The following is a 17,722-nucleotide window of genomic DNA, read 5'->3' on the forward strand; positions in this document are numbered from 1 at the left end:
CTGAAAACATCATACCCCGCTGTAGCCGCCCATGACTGACGCAACCCCCGATTACAAAAACACCGTCAATCTGCCCCAAACCACCTTTGACATGCGGGCAAATGCCGCAATACGAGAACCCCAATTGCAGGCCTTTTGGGCACAGCAGCGAATTTATGAAACGCTTCAGCAAACCAATCCGGGGGAAGTCTTTATTCTCCACGATGGGCCTCCTTATGCCAACGGTGCCCTTCACATCGGCCATGCCCTCAACAAAATCCTCAAGGACATCATCAACAAGTACCAACTGCTGCGGGGGCGCAAAGTCCACTACCGCCCAGGATGGGACTGCCACGGCCTGCCCATTGAACTCAAGGTGCTGCAAAACCTCAAGCCCGAAGAGCGTGCCCAACTCACACCCCTTACCCTCCGCCAACGGGCCAAGGAATTTGCCCTCAAGACGGTTGCCGAGCAAAAGGAAGGCTTCCAGCGCTACGGGGTCTGGGGCGACTGGGCGCATCCCTACCTGACCTTGACCCCCGACTACGAGGCGGCTCAAATCGGCGTCTTTGGTGAAATGGTGCTGCGGGGCTATATCTATCGCGGCCTAAAACCCGTCCACTGGAGTCCAAGCTCGAAAACCGCCCTAGCCGAAGCCGAATTGGAATATCCCGAAGGTCACACCTCCCGCAGTCTCTATGCCGCCTTTGAAGTCATCGAGTTGCCCGCAAGCTTAGCCAAATCTTGGTACAAAGCCCTAGGCCAATTGGGGGTAGCCATCTGGACCACGACCCCTTGGACGATTCCTGCCAACTTGGCGGTGAGTGTTAATCCCGATCTCACCTATGCCCTTGTCGAGGTCAAGCCCGCTTCCCGCTACAGCTATTTGATTGTTGCCAAGGATCTGGTAGAGCGCCTCAGGGACACCCTTGGTTGTACCCTCAAGGTGGTGGCCACCGCCAAAGGGGCCGACTTGGAAAATACGCGCTATCGCCATCCCCTCTTTGAGCGCGAAAGCAAAATTGTAATCGGCGGCAACTATGTGACCACGGAATCGGGGACAGGACTGGTGCACACCGCCCCCGGCCATGGTTTAGAAGACTATGCGGTGGGTCAACGCTACGGCCTGCCGATCCTCTCCCCCGTGGATGAGAATGGCTGTTTTACGGAGGAAGCAGGGCCGTTTGCCGGTCTCAATGTGCTCAAGGAAGGAAATGAAGCCGTGATAGCCGCCCTGCAAGCCTGTGGCGCCCTCCTCAAGGAAGAACCCTACGTGCACAAGTATCCCTACGACTGGCGCACCAAACAACCGACCATCTTCCGCGCCACAAAGCAGTGGTTTGCCTCCGTTGAAGGCTTTCGCGATGCCGCCCTTAGGGCGATCGCCGAGGTGAAGTGGATTCCTGCCCAAGGGGAAAACCGCATTGCCGCCATGGTAGCCGAGCGTTCCGACTGGTGTATTTCACGGCAGCGCAGTTGGGGCGTGCCCATTCCCGTCTTCTATGACAAAGAAACTGGCGAACCCCTGCTGACACCAGAAACCATTGCCCATGTGCAGGCTATTATTCGCGATCGCGGCTCCGATGCTTGGTGGGAACTCTCGGTGGCCGAACTGCTCCCTGAATCCCTGCGCCCTCAGGCCGATCGCTACGAAAAAGGCACCGACACCATGGATGTCTGGTTTGATTCTGGCTCCTCTTGGGCAGCGGTTCTCGGTGATCGGCAAGCGGATCTCTACCTCGAAGGCTCCGACCAACACCGCGGCTGGTTTCAATCGTCATTGCTGACACGGGTGGCCGTCAAAGGCCAGGCCCCCTACAAAGCCGTCCTCACCCATGGTTTTGTTCTCGACGAGCAGGGGCGGAAAATGAGCAAGTCCCTCGGTAATGTCACCGATCCCCGGGAAGTCATTGAGGGGGGCAAAAATCAAAAGCAAGACCCGCCCTACGGTGCTGATGTGCTGCGCCTGTGGGTTTCCTCGGTGGACTACGCCAATGATGTGCCCATCGGCAAAAATATCCTCAAGCAGTTGGCGGATGTCTATCGCAAAATTCGCAACACGGCGCGCTTTCTCCTAGGCAATCTCTACGACTTTAATCCCGATCAGGATGCCGTTCCCTATGCCCAACTGCCGGCGTTGGATCGCTACATGCTGCATCGGCTGCATGAGGTGTTGAGTGAAGTAACGGCGGCCTTTGATAGCTTCCAGTTCTATCGCTTTTTCCAAACAATTCAAAATCTCTGTGTCGTTGATCTGTCGAACTTTTATCTGGATATTGCCAAGGATCGGCTGTACATCAGTGCCCCCACCAGCGATCGCCGTCGCAGTTGTCAAACCGTCCTTGCCCTTGCAGTTCAAAACCTTGCCCGTGCCATTGCGCCGGTGCTGCCCCATTTAGCCGAGGATATTTGGCAGCATTTGCCCTTCAAGACCCCCTATGTTTCCGTCTTTCAAAGTGGCTGGGTACAGCTTCCTGGCCAGTGGTACGATGCGGCGCTAGCCCATGAGTGGCAACGCCTGCGGCAACTGCGCCTAGAGGTCAATAAGGTGCTTGAACAGGCTCGTGCTGAAAAGCTGATTGGCTCGTCTTTGGAAGCGAAAGTGTGGCTCTATGTGGCCGATTCGGAGTGGCGCGATCGCCTTGCGGACATGAATCCCGACGCTGCCCTTAGTGGCAATGGCGTGGATGAGCTGCGCTATCTCTTTTTGGTGTCCCAGGTGGAGCTAATACCCCAACGGGACGCGGTCGCGGTTCCCTACGTTCTTGACGCCGAAGGGCTGTGGATTGGCGTTGGTCGTGCTAAAGGGGAAAAATGCGTCCGCTGCTGGAACTATTCTGAAAGTGTGGGTCAATCGGCCTTGCATCCCCAGTTGTGCGATCGCTGTCAAGCCGCCCTGCAAAGTAAATTCTAGACTCAAACAGGAAATTCACGCAGTAGGACTTTTGCTTGTGCTTGCATTAACATTCACAGAAGCTGGCACAGGGGGTGTGTTCACCTGTTGCTTGACACCGTCTATTTTTCACTGAATGTTGGAAGCAGCAAAGAAGGGAAGTAACGGGATTGACCCCAAAAAGCCGATGACCAAACAGCTAAAGACCACATCTTGCCACTGCTGAAGAATACCATTCGCCACCAAAAACAGGGGAATGGCAGTCAAACTGAGGTACAGAAGAATAAATAGACCCTGCAAAATCTTTGGCCAGACCCAGTTTCCCAGAGAAATACCCACTACAATGACGATAACACCAAGAATCGCCATCTCCCACTCGGTTAGGGTGTCGATATTACGCAAACTCTGCAGCAAAGCATCAAAACTTGGCACGTCTGGCAACACAGCAATCACTCCAAATCAAAGGGCTATAAAATTTTCCTAGGCACTAGCATACACTCAAATATCAAATAAAATGGAGTCAATCAACATTTACAAAGATATTTATGAGAATGCCTTCGATGGCGATTGCATTCTATCAACGATGATCCTGACGCTTGGGGGTGCCAATCTTGAGATTAACTTTTGTTGCGCAGTTAAAATTTCTGTTCATCAGTCCTGTAAAGGGTGTAGGATGGATAGTATATTTCTAATTTCTGCAATTGTGAACTCACCGCACACCTTCACTGGGGCTTGCGTAAGCTCGGCCTACGGGTCATGACTGAGTGCTCTCCAAATTTGTAATTAGCAATCTGTAGGCTTCACACTAGCAATTAAAATACTGACGAGTGGTTGGGAGAAAAGACTTATGTATGTATATGTATCGCCCCTGTTTTCTGAGGCTAAAGCTCTACCCAATAAGTTTATTTTTGACTGCTGCCAGTGGTCTATTGCCACTCCTAACGGCTCAGCGTGCCCCTGCACAAACTTCACCTCAAACCAGTAACATCAACATTCAGGCGACAGTGAAGGCAGCTTGTGTGATTAAGGGGGTTCAGGATATTAACTTTGGCATCTATGATCCCCTCGGTACCCACTACACCCAAGCACTATATGCCCAAGGTGAGGTGAGCGTGCAATGCTTACCCGGAACCCGAGCAACAATTCAGCTTAGCCAGGGAAATTATCCTCACTCTTTCTCTAGTTGTCTTCTCCCACTACGGCGTATGGCTTCTGGTTCCGCTCACCTTCTTTATCTGTTGTATCGGAATAGCTCTTATTTACCCTCTGCCTTTTGGGGCTGTCACTGGATAAACGATGTGGACTACATTGCTAGCAACACTGGCGTTAAAAATTTCACAGTGTATGGGCGCATTCCAGCAGGTGAAGTCCTTGAAAGTTCAGGGTTTCTTAATCAACTGACACCAGGCACTTATACCGATACGGTTCAGATTATTGTTTCCTTCTAGAGGAAAGATAAAACCTCCGTAAGATCACGGTAGGCAGGGCAGGCATACTATAGTATAGTAATATAAGCAATATAATCACTAAAGTGCGCTGCATGCTCATATTGTAAGTGATTCATCCTTATAAGGTTTGCTGGCTTCGATATTCGATTAACACGAGAAATTGATGTATCAACTTTCTGTTGTTCTCGTAGGGAGATTGAGTCATGACCTTCTCATTGATTCTCAAACGGTTGATTCTTGGTGTATTTCTTACTGCTGCGGGGGGCGTACTGCCTTTGTTAATGGCACAGGCTACTAAAGCCCAAACTTCGCCTCAAACAGCAAATATCCAAATTGAAGCAAAGGTCAATCCAGCCTGCAAAATCACGGGTACTCAAGGTATCAACTTTGGTGATTATGATCCCTTGGGTCTACACGCCGCTACAGCTCTAGATGAACAAGGCCAAGTGAGTATCAAGTGCCTACGCAATACCCAAGTGAGTATTAAGCTTGATCAAGGAGCCAATGCTGCGCCTGGTTCTTCTTGTACCAGTCCCCTACGCCAGATGCGCAATAGCAGTGCTGTGCTTCCCTACGGACTATACAAAGATACTGCGAGAAGCCAAGTTTGGGGCTGCGATGCCAGTAATGATGTCGAGTACACAGCATCTAATGCTGCCATTCAAAACTTTACCATCTATGGTCGGATTCCCGCAGCAAACGATTTACCGGCTGGTACTCTAGATCAGCTAGAAGTCGGTACCTACACTGATAACGTTCAAGTTACTGTCTCGTTCTAGCGTGCGTTTCCTATGCGGATGGCGGTTTGCCCTGCTGGCCACGGTCATTGCCCTTAGTGTCGGCTCAAGAGGGGCAGCCCAAGTCTCGGAGTTTTACTTGAATGCGGTGCAGATATTCCTCTCACCGCGGCAGCGAACGGCACTTTTGACCCTGAGCAATACGGGGCGGGTGCCGATTAACTTTGAGATTAAGGTGCATCGCTGGCAGCAAACTGCCGATGGCCAAGATGAGTTAGTCCCCAACGACGACAATCTGGTGGCCTTTCCTCTTTTGCTGTCGGTTCCTCCCGGGGAGCAGCGGAGTTTACGGGTGGGCGTACGGCAACCGGCAACCACTCAAGAACAAACCTATCGCCTCTTGGTGACAGAACTGCCTCCCCCTAATCTGCCGGAGACCAAAGGGGCAACCGTTCGCATTGTTAAGACCTTAAGCCTGCCGGTCTTTGTTCAACCGCCCAATATTCAAAGGCAAGGCGAAATTATGAATACCCGCGTCGCAGGGGGCAAATTAAGTTTTGTCGTGCGTAATCGCGGCAATGTTCACCTTCAAACCCTCGGCATCACCGTACAAGGGCTGAACGAACAGGGGACGGTTGTGTTTGAGCAGACGCTAGGCTCTGTGTATGTTTTGGCGGATCGCGATCGCCCCTTTACGAACATTCCCCTGCCTCAAAAAAATTGTGCCCAAGTGCGTCAACTTAAATTGCAATCACCGTTTCAAGCCATGGGCACTGCCCCTTCCCTTAGCGCCGAAATTGCTACTCCCAACGGCGTTTGCTCTTAGTTCCTTTCTCGTCATTGCCCCCGTCTCCGCCCAAGAGGAACTCTCGGCCATCTACACCCTTGAGGTCAACCGCGTCACCAAGGGGGATGTGATTGTTGTGGTACGTGGTAATGATGTGCTCATCCCGGTGCAGGATTTACTCAACGCAGGCCTAAGGGAAATTGGGGGGCGCCGCGAAATCATCCAAGGCCTTGAGCACGTCTCCTTGCAGTCGTTAGCACCGGCGATTACATTCCAGCGAGATGACGCCAACTTAGTCCTAGGGTTACAGGTAGGAGCAGCCCAACTGCCGGAAACGGTCATTGACTTTAACCCGACTAATGAACCGCCGGGGATTCGCTACAGCCAGCCTTTGAGTGCCTACCTCAACTACGGCATTTTTTGGGATAACTTTGAACGCTTGACGGCTGCCAGCGAAGCGGTGATTAGCTTTGGCGGTAATGCCCTCACCTCAACGCTGGGCTTGACGGCCGATGGCAAACTGCAACGGGGACTCACCGCCTTTACATTCGATAATCGGCAGCGTCTCACCACGTTGACCCTTGGGGATGCCTTTATCCGTAGTGATGCGTTGGGGGGTGGCGGTTTGTGGGGTGGGGTGGTTTGGCAGCGCAACTTTGGCCTTAGCCCTTACCTGATTCGCCAGCCGACGGTTGAGTTTCGCGGTGAGGTGACGACTCCCAGCAACGTAAAAGTTTACTTGAATAACGTGCCCATTCGAGAGGTGACGGTACCGCCGGGACCTTTGATTGTCAAAAACTTACCCGCCTTTGGCGGCTTTAATCAGCTGCGGATTGTGGCAACAGATGCCGACGGTAATCAACGGGTGTTTAGGCGCAATTTTGTCCGGTCGTTTCCGTTACTACGTCCCGGCCTATCGGAGTTTATTGTGGCTGCCGGTGCCGAACGAAAAAATTTGAGTACGGAGAATTTTAGCTACGGAGATCAGGGGCAGTTTTTGGCAGCCTATCGGCAGGGAATTTTGAATAACTTGACACTGGGGGCACGTCTTGAAGGCAATGGCAATCTTTTGAATGCGGGCTTGAACCTGAGTACGGCAATTCCGATTGGCACGCTGGATGTGGCGGCGGCCATCAGTACCACTGAGGGAAAATTGGGCAGCGGGGTTGCAGTCAGCTACAACTATCCGGGGCGGCGGCTGGCCTTTGGCGGAGGGATGCGATTGCTCAGTGGCAACTATGTCAATACTGGCTTGGCGTTGGCGGACGATCGCCCACAGTTAGAGGGCTTTGCCAATGCCACCCTGAGTCTAAGCCCACGGGTAACAATCAGTGGTCAGTATGTTTTTTCCAATCCCCGGGATCAGGTGGCACGGCAGCAAGCCACAATTTTGGCTCAAGTGCAACTCCGTCGCAATCTAAGTCTATACCTCCAAGGTTCGCGTCTCTTTTCGGGAAGTTATCCGCCAGTGGATCAATTCAGTGTCACGTTTAACTATTTCCTGAACAACGCGGTAACGATTAACACGGGCTGGCAGCAACAGGGAAATCAAGGGGTTCCTTTCCTCAGTGTCTCAAAATCCCTCCCCACCGGCGTCGGCTATGGCTATCAGGGAGAGCTGCGTCAGGTGAATAATCAGGTGGTTGCTGATGGCAGTTTCTTTTACAATGCCCCTTGGGGTCGCTATCAGATCGGTTACAGACAGAGCGGCACGACCGGCAAAGCTCAGGTTGTGGCAGAGGGCGGCTTGGTGGCCATTGGCGGTGAGGTGTTTGCCACGCGACCGATCCAGGGGAGTTTTGCCCTTGTGGATGTCCCGAATGTTGCCGGTGTGCGCACCTACCTCAGCAATCAAGAAATCGGTCGCACGAATCGTCGAGGGAAACTGCTGATTCCAAACTTGCTGCCCTACTACGGCAATGCCCTGCGGATTGAGGATGAGGATATTCCTATTGATTTTGCCATTGGCCGCACAGAGCTGTTGATTGCACCGCCTTTTCGTGGGGGAGCGATCGCCCGCTTTGATGTCCGCCCCAGTCGCAACTATGTGGGTCGGGTGGTGATTTTACGGGGGAGCGAGCGGATCATCCCCAATTTGGGACAACTTACCCTAGAACGGAACAAGGAAAAAATTGTATCGCCCCTCTCACCAAAGGGAGAATTTTACTTTGATACCCTAGAAGCAGGAACCTACACTGCTGAGGTGGCCTATGAGCAACTGCGCTGTACATTCCAACTGACACTGCCACCCAGTGACGATCTCTTTACCGATGTAGGGGAAGTCTCATGTTCATTGCCCGACTCGCCGCGATAGGATTCATCACTGGCCTCAGTTCCCTTGGGTGTTGGACAGCTGCACAGGCTCAGGGGACAGGCTGTCAGTTTCAGGGTGTGACCGGGTTGAACTTTGGCATCTATGATCCTTTTTCGCCCATTGCCCTAGATACGACCGGTCAAGTCCAGTTTTTCTGTGTGGGTGGGGGGGCTGGTAGCTTTAATAACCGCCCCGTAACGGTTCAACTGAGCCAAGGAGGCAGCAACAGCTTTACTCCGCGACAAATGAGCAGTGGCAGCGATCGCCTGAACTATAACCTCTACCTCGATGCCAACCGCAGCATTATTTGGGGCGATGGCACAGGGGGTACACAGCAACGGGGGCCTTTTATTCCCGGCAACAATGTTCTTACTACCCTAATCATCTACGGTCGCGTTCCTGCCCAGCAGTGGGTTGCCCCCGGCCTGTACACCGATTCGCTGCGGGTGACAATTGTTTTTTAGAGGCCTCTAGGGGGGTGGGTTGAGTCGCGCCACCAACGTTTCAGGATGCAGCGCCGAGAGAACGACAATCTCGCCATCCAACACCAATACAGCGCGGGTACGCCGCCCGTGGGTGGCATCAATGAGGTGATGATGCTCCCGTGCTTCGAGAATCAGGCGTTTGATCGGAGCAGAATCGGGGCTGACGATCGCCAGCAGGCGTTGCGGTGACACATAGTTACCAAAACCAATGTTCAGCATTCCAACCGATGGTAATCCTGAAGTGCCCGTACGCCTAGGGTTGAGGTTTGCAGGGTTTTAATGGCAGCAGCCGTTGCCTTAGCTCCCGCGATCGTTGTCACAATCGGAATCTTGTAGGCAAGAGCGGTGCGACGAATCAATTGGGCATCGGTACGAGCCTCTTGACCTGAGGGCGTATTCAGAATCAGGTGAATTTGCCCATTTTTAATGGCATCGAGGACATGGGGACGCCCTTCATGGAGCTTGAGGATGAGATCAACATTGCTCAGGCCGGCTGCGAGCAAGGCATTGCGGGTGCCGGCGGTGGCAATAATCCGAAAGCCGAGAGACTGCAACTCTTGGACTACGGGCACAATCGCTGCCTTGTCGCGATCGCTCATCGAAACAAAGACCGTTCCCTGCAGCGGTAACTTTTGATTGGCCGCCAGTTGGGATTTGGCATAGGCCGCCCCAAAGGTCATATCAATTCCCATCACCTCACCGGTGGAGCGCATCTCCGGCCCAAGCACCGTATCGGTGCCGGCAAATTTTTCAAAGGGCAGGACGGCCTCCTTGACGGCAACATGGTTGGGAATTTTCTCGGCAAGGAAATTGAGTTCCGCGAGGGTTTTTCCCGCCATCAGCCGGGCAGCAATTTTAGCAAGGGGAACCCCGATCGCCTTCGAGACAAAGGGCACCGTACGGGATGCACGCGGGTTGGCCTCCAAAATATAGACCTGCTCCCCTTGGACGGCCAGTTGTAAGTTCATCAATCCCACCACCTTGAGCGCCTTGGCAAGGGCAATACTCCATGTGCGGATAGTTGCCAGCACGGTGGGAGAAAGGGATTGGGTGGGCAAGCTACAGGCGGAATCCCCGGAGTGAATCCCGGCTTGCTCGATGTGTTCCATAATCCCCGCGATCGCCACCGTCCCTGTGGCATCGGCAACGGCATCCACATCCACCTCAACGGCATTTTCCAGATACTTATCAATGAGAATCGGTCGCTCCGGCTCCACCTGCACCGCTTCGCTGATGTAGCGTTCCAGTTCGGCATCGGAATAGACGATCTCCATGGCCCGACCGCCCAGCACATAGCTGGGGCGCACCACCAGCGGGTAGCCAATGCGGCGGGCAATACTCAGGGCTTCAGCATAGCTGCGAGCCGTACCATGGGGGGGTTGGGGGATATTGAGATCGCGCAAAATTTTCTCGAAGCGTTCGCGGTCTTCGGCAATATCAATGGCGTCAGGGGAAGTGCCCCAGATTTGGGTTGCGAGGTGATCGCCATGGGTTGCCAAGTACTGCTGCAGGGGCAGCGCCAACTTCAGGGGCGTTTGACCGCCAAATTGAAGAATGATGCCCACCGGGCGCTCCACCTCGATGATGTTGAGGACATCCTCTTTGGTGAGGGGTTCAAAGTAGAGGCGATCGCTGGTGTCGTAGTCGGTGGAAACCGTTTCGGGGTTGGAGTTGACCATGATGGTTTCATAGTCATCGGCTCGCAGGGCATAGGCGGCATGGCAGCAGCAGTAATCAAATTCAATCCCTTGGCCGATGCGGTTGGGTCCTGATCCGAGAATCATCACCCGTGGCTTGCGGGGGGGCAAGACCTCCGATTGGGGAGGAAGCACTTCGACCTCGCCGGTGTCGGGATTAATTTGCTCCGGCGGCCGCTCATAGGTGGAGTAATAGTAGGGGGTGTAGGCCTCAAACTCGGCGGCACAGGTGTCCACCGTTTTATAGACCGGCACAACCCCCAGGGATTGGCGATAGGCCCGCACCTCATCCTCAGTAGTTTTGGTGGCATAGGCAATCTGGGCATCGCTGAAGCCCTGTTGTTTCACCCGCCAGAGATCGTCGGCAGTGAGCTGCTCCAGTGTGCTGCGCTTCAGGAATTTTTCGGTGTCGAGCAGCCCCTGCATCTGGCGCAAAAACCACGGGTCAATGGCCGTCAGTTCGTAAACCTCCTCAACGGTCATCCCCAAAAGAAAGGCGTGGCGAATGGCAAAGATGCGATCGGGATTGGGGGTGCGCAGTTTTCCCCGCAGTTGCTCAAGGCTAGGGAGTTTTTCGGGGCGATCGCACCCCCAGCCGGCGCGGCCAATTTCTAGCGATCGCAGGGCTTTTTGCAGCGACTCTTGGAAGGTGCGGCCAATGGCCATCGCTTCCCCCACAGACTTCATTTGGGTGGTCAGCACCGGCGGTGAGCCGGGAAATTTCTCAAAGGCAAAGCGGGGAATTTTGGTGACCACATAATCAATCGTGGGTTCAAAGCTGGCGGGTGTTTTCTTGGTAATGTCATTGGGAATTTCCGGCAGGGTGTAGCCCACGGCCAATTTGGCAGCTATTTTGGCAATGGGAAAGCCCGTTGCCTTGGAGGCCAATGCCGAGGAGCGGGAGACGCGGGGATTCATTTCAATCACGATCACTTCTCCCGTTTGCGGATTAACGGCAAACTGAATGTTCGAGCCGCCGGTTTCCACCCCAATTTCGCGAATGATTTTAATGGCGGCATCCCGCAGTCGCTGGTATTCTTTGTCCGTCAGGGTCTGGGCGGGAGCAACGGTAATCGAGTCCCCGGTGTGGATGCCCATGGGGTCAAGGTTTTCAATGGAGCAGATGACGACCACGTTATCGGCCATGTCGCGCATGACCTCTAGCTCGTATTCTTTCCAGCCGATCAGGGACTGCTCAATGAGAATCTGGGAGACAGGACTGGCCTCTAGCCCGGCTGCTGCCATCTCTTCAAATTCCTCTTGGTTGTAGGCAATGCCGCCCCCTGTGCCCCCTAGGGTAAAGGCGGGGCGAATGATCAGGGGATAGACGCCGATCTCGTGGGCGATCGCCTGGGCCTCGGCGAGGGTATTGGCCAACCCGGAGGGACACACCGCCACCCCAATCCGCTGCATGGCCTCCTTAAAGAGCTTGCGATCCTCTGCCCTCTCAATGGCCGCCAGTTTAGCGCCGATCAGTTCCACGCCGTAGCGATCGAGAACCCCGGATTTGGCCAGTACCACCGCCAAGTTCAGTGCTGTTTGTCCCCCCATGGTGGGCAACAGAGCATCGGGGCGTTCGGCGGCAATCACCTTTTCAACGATTTCGGGAGTGAGGGGTTCAATATAGGTGCGATCCGCCATTTCCGGATCGGTCATGATCGTGGCGGGGTTGGAGTTAATCAGGATCACCTCGTAACCTTCCTCGCGCAGCGCCTTACAGGCTTGGGTTCCCGAATAATCAAACTCGCAAGCTTGGCCGATCACAATGGGGCCTGAACCAATAATGAGAATCTTAGAAATGTCGGTACGACGAGGCATAGGGACAACGCAGCAAAGGACTTCTGGCGACGCCGCAACGACGCCTTCCCTATCCTACACTTCCCTTGGGATTCCACCTGTCCTTTTGGGGGAACAATCGCGATCGGATAACCCAGATGAGCTGTTGAGAGCAAGGGAGCTGGCTTTCTTTGTGGCAAGGATTTCCAAGCTGGGGGAACCCCCATGGGCAAGTGACTGCTTGACACCTCCCAAAGACGACTTGCCTTAGGATGGGTGCCGGAGGCTGTAACGGCCTGACCATGTTCTTGGAGAGATTGGATGTCAGAGAAATCTGCAATTCGCCTAAGTATATTTCAACGTTACCTGACGCTGTGGGTCATCCTCTGTATTTTGGCGGGAATTCTGTTAGGGCGGCTGTTTCCGGCGGTTGCCATCACCTTGGATCGGTTGAGTCTTTACCAAGTGTCTATCCCCATCGCCCTCTGCCTGTTTTTCATGATGTACCCGATCATGGTCAAAATTGACTTCAGCCAGATCGATCGCGCCTTTCGCACCCCAAAACCGGTGTTGCTAACCCTCATCATTAACTGGGGGATTAAGCCCTTTACCATGCTGTGGATTGCCCAGTTTTTTTTGGGCTATCTCTTTCGGCCTTGGTTGGCCGGAACAGAAGTCATTCGCGGCCAGACTATCCCCTTGGTGGACTCCTATATTGCCGGCGCGATTCTTTTGGGAATTGCCCCCTGTACGGCCATGGTGCTGATGTGGGGGTACTTGGCCTACGGGAATCAGGGGTTAACGTTGGTGATGGTGGCCATTAACTCTCTGACCATGCTCTTTCTCTATGCGCCGCTGGGTCGCTTTTTGCTTGCCGCCAGTGATTTAACGGTGCCCTGGCCAACCATCCTTCTCTCAGTGCTGATCTATGTGGGGTTGCCCCTCGTGGCTGGGGTGTATAGTCGCCATTGGATTTTGCGCCAGCGGGGACAGGAGTGGTTTGAAAAACGGTTTTTGCCCTTTCTTGACCCGATTGCCATCACGGCTTTGCTGATTACGTTAGTGCTGCTCTTTGCCTTTAAGGGGGAGCTGATCGTGGAAGCGCCCTTCCATATCTTGCTGATTGCCATTCCCCTTTTTGTGCAGACGAACTTGATCTTTTGGTTGGGCTATTTGGCGGCACGGCCGTTGGGCCTAGACTACGAAGATCAGCACCCGCAGCAATATCGGTGCCAGTAACCACTTTGAGGTGGCGATCGCCACTGCCATTACCCTCTTTGGCCTCAATTCCGGGGCAGCTTTAGCGACGGTCGTGGGTGTTCTCATTGAGGTGCCGGTCATGTTGCTGCTTGTAAACATTTGCCGGCGCACCGCCTTTTGGTTCCCGCGATCGCCTCACAAGGCCGGTCTTAAAGATCCCCGCTGTCTTTAGGGAGTGGGTGTGGCAGATCCGGAACGCACCGCTGCGAGGGTTTCCGCTTGGTAAACGACACCTGTTGATTCCACCAGACCCGCAATACACAGCTTGACGTTGCGATTGTGCTGCACAAAAACCCGAAATCCTCCTTTATTGGTGCCACTATCCGTCGCGCCGGACAAATGATTGGTACAGTTGGGACTCGTGTTGGCAAGGCCATCAATCAACGCATTGGGGGTAGAGTCACCAATTTTTTGGCGATAGAGAATCATCGGGCCTTGCCACACTACATTGCTCGTTTTAGGACGGGTGTAGTAGGCTACACGGGTTGTACTGGCCAAGGTGCCGTTGTCCTGCTCCTCGAGGTTATCCACTGGTTTTTCAATAAACATCACCAATTGATACCCCCCACCGGGAATTGTCCAATCTGAGGGTGCCGTTGTTGAAATACGGATTGCCGAGCGAATGTCATCGGAGATAAAATCGAGGGCGCGACTCAGGTTCATTCGGGTTATTGCCTGCTCTTCAACACGGCGATTGTTTTGCAGCATGGCCACCATTGCCCAACCACTCATGGCCACCACAATACTGCCAACGGCAGCCGCCACCAGTAGCTCCGTCAGTGTAAAGCCGCGATTGTTGTGCCCGCTCTGCATCTCCCTGCTCCTTAATTGCGCGCTCGACAGTGATCGGCAGTGGCACCCGTTGTGTCGGTTTCCAAGTAATTGCCCGTGCGCATAATCCCCAAGCCCAAAGACACCACCAAACAGCGCTGAAGTGTGGGTATAGCGGTGGAGGCAAGGACAACCGTGCCCGTGCTACTGGTGCGTCCCTGAAAGCCAAACCGTATAGACGCAGTACCCGTTCCTCGACGCAGGGTTACATGTTCCAATTGGCGTGAGCCATTAGGCAGACATTCGGGTGGATCGCCGACAATGATGGGATTAGTTCCCGTGTTAATCGTCACTCGACAAGCTTGATTGCGCCGCATCGCTTCCCGCTGCGCTTCCCGTAGTGCCCCCTCTAGGCTTTCGAGGGCTTGGTTGACGCGCTGGGTTTCTAGCCAATAAAGAAAGCTGGGGGTGACGGCGACGGCTAAAATGGCGGCCACTGTGAGAACAATGAGGATTTCAATCAGGGTCATGCCCTGCTGAAGCTTATGGGCAGCGGAAAAACGCATTGGGCACCACCTCGGTTGATAGTTGAGCAACGATGCGGTTGTTACTATTGCGGACAGAATAGGCTAGTTCCAAGGTTTGGAAGGGCGCCTCGGCACGGGTGGTGGGTGTGCGCGTCATTGTAAAGGTGTCATTGACAATGGGACGGCTATTGTTGCTGTTATTCATCGGCGGAATCAAAGTTTGCAAGTAGGCACCAAAGCCACCATCAATGCCATTGGTTTCATTGGCTTGAATCCGACAGCGGGCATAGACACGAGTACCCGCTCCTCGGTAGCCCCCTACGGGAGAGTCCAAGGTAATTGTGTTACCCGACATGGAGACAATACGGCGTGTGCCCGAGTCCGAACCAATGAGCACGCGATCGCCCACGCGAAACCCATCCGTGGGTGAGGTCGGGGGACAGGCTCCTCCAGTGCGATACTCTAGGGGCATCGCTTGATCATAGTCGCTTTCACCGGGTTCAATGAATGCCAGTGTTAAGGAGGTGTCAGTCCCTTGGGCAGGCACCGCCAGCTTGCGTTGGACAAACTTGGTTTGGCAGAGATCGTAGGCGACGATTTTGATATTTTCCAGATCATCTTGGATCCAGTTGCTAGCCTCGGCAAATTTGCGGGCATCCGCTTGGAAAAAGGCGGCAATCACGAGGGTTTGCAGGGCTGCCAAGGTAAAGAGGCTAATGATTAAGATCGAGGCCAACACCTCCGCAAGGGTAAAGCCTTGGGCATGTTGCTGCACCAGCCAATGGAAATAGAACTTACTACGAGTTATCAACATCGCCTCCAAATTTAGTACTGAGCTAGGCGGTTCCAGTTGCTGGCTTCAGTAGTGTGCGCCACAACAATGGAGGCATTGGCATAGTTGCCCCCTAAGGCTTCAGGCAGGCGATCGGGCACCCTGATTTCCGCATTGTTCGAGCTAGAGCCGTTCCACTCTTTGGCCCACACCGCCCCAAAAATGTCCGGATCCCGGCTACCGCCGTTAATTCCCACCTTGGCATCGGGCGCATAGACAAAGAGACTGCCTGCTTGGGCACCACCGCTGAGGGTGAATTCTTGATCGATCTTCATATTATTTGGATCCGGGGGATTACCATAGATACGCAAGCGATCCGGCGTGCCGACACCGCTGGGAAGTCCCATTATTTTGGCATCGGTACCGCAAGTAGAACTATTGGGGCTGCAGACATTATCAATTCCCGCATTCCCACTGAGGGAGATGTTGCCACTGACGTAGAGCCGCACAGCGTAGTTACTCGTATCGAATTTTACCTTTTCATTACCACTCAGATTGATGTTGTTAATGCGGTAGGCGTAATAGACTTTCTCCGGATTGACGATGCGTTCTCCCGGTCGCAGGGGATCGGGGATAAAGAAAGGAATGTTGGGATCAGGGTCGACATAGGGATAATCGCCCGGTCGAGGAAAAGTTGCATTATCGGTAATACTTCCCAAGTCATAAGCTCCCTCACTATACCCCCTATACCCCTCTGCCTCTTCTGCCCCCTCTGGTGCTTGCAGGGCTCGCTGAAAGTCTTGAATTTGCTCTGCGGGCAACCAACTGGGTAGCGGGGTCAGGGTAAGATTGCCCAGCACAGAGCCGCCAACTGGATTTGGCCACGTGGGAAAGGGGGGCAAGTCAATTTTGTTAATGGCGATCGCCCCCTCAATAGTTGAGTTATTGAGCGCTCCCACAGCACTGCGCAGTCCCTGTTGCGTCGGTTGGCCATTGACACACTGTGCTGGGGGCACTACACAGTTCGCCGGATTGGTGCAGATTACGTTGCCGTTGACGGTGCCAAAGACATCATTGTTGCCGAGGTTAATCCTTTCTGCCAGCAAGCCGGGAAAGTTGGCAGGCACCCTGCGATCGGTAATCTTCACCTTTTGCAGGATGAAGGCATTGGCAGGCGAGTTATTGGCTAGGCGGCCTTCTATCAATAGGTGTCCTGTTTGGGTCTGGTCATCGTAGAGGTAGGCAAGAACGCGGTAGGTGCCCTTGGAATCAGGTGTGTCACCAATTGTGCCGCTCAGAACAATCGTATTCAGGTTGTCGAGGGTAAAGCAGGGAGGCGCATCGGAACCAAGGCTCGCCGCCGTCCACTCATTCACAGGAGGGACATCGAGACCCGTCGTATTGGGCTGGCCGACTTTTGTTGCATCTGTTGAACGACTGATCAGATACGGACGAGAAGGACTAAAGTTCGTATTCGTAGCGGGGTTGTAGGTGCGGCGCAGCAAAATCTGGTAGTTGCCATTGAGTAGGCCAAGGGTACGCGCCATACCCCCTTCAGCCACCGCAAAGGCCTGCTGGGTTTGTTTTTGCAGGCTGGCCGTGCTCACATCCAGTTGCGATCGCGAGAGCAGCGTGAGGGCAACCACGATCATGATCAACCCCATGCCCAAGACCAAAGGCAGAGTAAACCCCCGCTGCCGATACCGCCTTTTGGAGCGCAGCAGTTTTTTTATCATCGGCTTGTTCTCCTCGTGACCCCTGTTTTGAGGTTATTTTTCCTACTAAACTCGCCGATGGCCGGTGCTAGATAAACTATACCCTGAATTTTTGCATGCCCGTTCATAATGATCTAACCAAAATCGGGGCAAAGTGATGTGATTTTCGTCATATCCGTATTCCAAATCCTCATTGGAAATTTCACCCGAAGGCTCAAAGCTACGCCAACGCAGAGGGTCTCACCTCTTTTTAAGCTGAAGCCCAAGCTTGATCAAAGCGATTGCTGTTTCCCTAAAAATCAATCAACTTGTAAATAAACTTGAGTAAAACTCTCGCGAAGAAGCTTCCCGATCACTGCCCCACTTCACCTACTTCCCGCCTTTTGGGGAATGGCGGTGATACCCTTGGGCTACTCCGACGGGCAGGGGCTAGCAGAGAAGGTCACTTTGTCCTTTGGGGCTTGGCGATTCTTTGGATTGCCCACTACCTGAAAAGTGCCGCAGTGCTGGTGAAGCGGCAGACGACCAGCGGGAGGAATTACTCAATTTCAGCTTGTTGCT

Annotated in this window: 14 protein-coding genes and 1 pseudogene; 8 read left to right on the forward strand and 7 right to left on the reverse strand. The window is 53.7% G+C overall.

The features are described from left to right. Window positions 1–31: 31 nt before the first annotated feature. Entirely contained in the window at window positions 32–2,893 is a 2,862-nt protein-coding gene (ileS, locus tag ACK4IR_RS09820; RefSeq protein ID WP_409874188.1) for an isoleucine--tRNA ligase, read from the forward strand. Between the two features lie 108 nt (window positions 2,894–3,001). Here the strand turns inward: ileS and ACK4IR_RS09825 are convergent, their stop codons facing one another. Then, window positions 3,002–3,241 (reverse strand): hypothetical protein, encoded by a 240-nt coding sequence (locus tag ACK4IR_RS09825; protein WP_409874189.1) that lies wholly within the window; start codon window positions 3,239–3,241, stop codon window positions 3,002–3,004. A gap of 482 nt (window positions 3,242–3,723) precedes the next feature. Here ACK4IR_RS09825 and ACK4IR_RS09830 point away from each other — a divergent pair, with 482 nt between their 5' ends. From ACK4IR_RS09830 to ACK4IR_RS09850, 5 genes are all read left to right on the forward strand, one after another. Next, entirely contained in the window at window positions 3,724–4,320 is a 597-nt protein-coding gene (locus ACK4IR_RS09830) for a spore coat U domain-containing protein (protein WP_409874190.1), read from the forward strand. Between the two features lie 203 nt (window positions 4,321–4,523). Next, entirely contained in the window at window positions 4,524–5,099 is a 576-nt protein-coding gene (locus ACK4IR_RS09835; RefSeq protein ID WP_409874191.1) for a spore coat U domain-containing protein, read from the forward strand. 1 nt (window position 5,100) lies between these two features. Beyond that, window positions 5,101–5,883 (forward strand): molecular chaperone, encoded by a 783-nt coding sequence (locus ACK4IR_RS09840; protein WP_409874192.1) that lies wholly within the window; start codon window positions 5,101–5,103, stop codon window positions 5,881–5,883. Beyond that, window positions 5,855–8,158 (forward strand): fimbria/pilus outer membrane usher protein, encoded by a 2,304-nt coding sequence (locus ACK4IR_RS09845; RefSeq protein ID WP_409874193.1) that lies wholly within the window; start codon window positions 5,855–5,857, stop codon window positions 8,156–8,158. The genes ACK4IR_RS09840 and ACK4IR_RS09845 overlap by 29 nt, the downstream gene beginning before the upstream one ends. After that, on the forward strand, window positions 8,131–8,622 hold the full coding sequence (locus tag ACK4IR_RS09850) for a spore coat U domain-containing protein (protein ID WP_409874194.1): 492 nt from the start codon (window positions 8,131–8,133) through the stop codon (window positions 8,620–8,622). Before ACK4IR_RS09845 ends, ACK4IR_RS09850 begins: the two co-directional genes overlap by 28 nt. A gap of 6 nt (window positions 8,623–8,628) precedes the next feature. On the opposite strand, the gene ACK4IR_RS09855 is transcribed toward ACK4IR_RS09850, so the two are convergent. Then, window positions 8,629–8,862 carry a DUF370 domain-containing protein gene (locus ACK4IR_RS09855; RefSeq protein ID WP_297051331.1) on the reverse strand — a complete coding sequence of 78 codons (234 nt, stop codon included), beginning with the start codon at window positions 8,860–8,862 and terminating at the stop codon, window positions 8,629–8,631. Then, window positions 8,856–12,158: a carbamoyl-phosphate synthase large subunit gene (gene carB / locus ACK4IR_RS09860; protein WP_409874195.1), complete on the reverse strand. Its 3,303-nt coding sequence runs from the start codon at window positions 12,156–12,158 to the stop codon at window positions 8,856–8,858. Before carB ends, ACK4IR_RS09855 begins: the two co-directional genes overlap by 7 nt. Window positions 12,159–12,437: 279 nt before the next feature. On the opposite strand from carB, the pseudogene arsB reads away from it, so the two are divergent. Next, window positions 12,438–13,548 (forward strand): annotated as a pseudogene (arsB, locus tag ACK4IR_RS09865) (ACR3 family arsenite efflux transporter). Here the strand turns inward: arsB and ACK4IR_RS09870 are convergent. From ACK4IR_RS09870 to ACK4IR_RS09885, 4 genes are read right to left on the reverse strand one after another with little or no spacing between them, the layout of a single operon-like run. Continuing rightward, window positions 13,545–14,189 (reverse strand): type II secretion system protein J, encoded by a 645-nt coding sequence (locus ACK4IR_RS09870; protein ID WP_409874196.1) that lies wholly within the window; start codon window positions 14,187–14,189, stop codon window positions 13,545–13,547. The pseudogene arsB and the gene ACK4IR_RS09870 sit on opposite strands and share 4 nt — an antisense overlap. 11 nt (window positions 14,190–14,200) lie before the next feature. Continuing rightward, entirely contained in the window at window positions 14,201–14,713 is a 513-nt protein-coding gene (locus tag ACK4IR_RS09875; protein WP_409874197.1) for a GspH/FimT family pseudopilin, read from the reverse strand. Beyond that, complete coding sequence (locus tag ACK4IR_RS09880) at window positions 14,691–15,488, reverse strand: prepilin-type N-terminal cleavage/methylation domain-containing protein (protein ID WP_409874198.1); 798 nt, start codon at window positions 15,486–15,488, stop codon at window positions 14,691–14,693. Before ACK4IR_RS09880 ends, ACK4IR_RS09875 begins: the two co-directional genes overlap by 23 nt. Window positions 15,489–15,499: 11 nt before the next feature. Continuing rightward, window positions 15,500–17,182: a hypothetical protein gene (locus ACK4IR_RS09885; RefSeq protein ID WP_409874199.1), complete on the reverse strand. Its 1,683-nt coding sequence runs from the start codon at window positions 17,180–17,182 to the stop codon at window positions 15,500–15,502. A gap of 299 nt (window positions 17,183–17,481) precedes the next feature. Between ACK4IR_RS09885 and ACK4IR_RS09890 the strand changes: the two genes are divergently transcribed. Then, window positions 17,482–17,722: hypothetical protein (locus tag ACK4IR_RS09890; RefSeq protein WP_409874200.1), on the forward strand; the 241-nt coding region annotated here is incomplete at its 3' end.

The sequence above is a fragment of the Thermosynechococcus sp. genome (assembly GCF_046299635.1).
In the GTDB taxonomy this organism is placed as follows: Bacteria; Cyanobacteriota; Cyanobacteriia; order Thermosynechococcales; family Thermosynechococcaceae; genus Thermosynechococcus.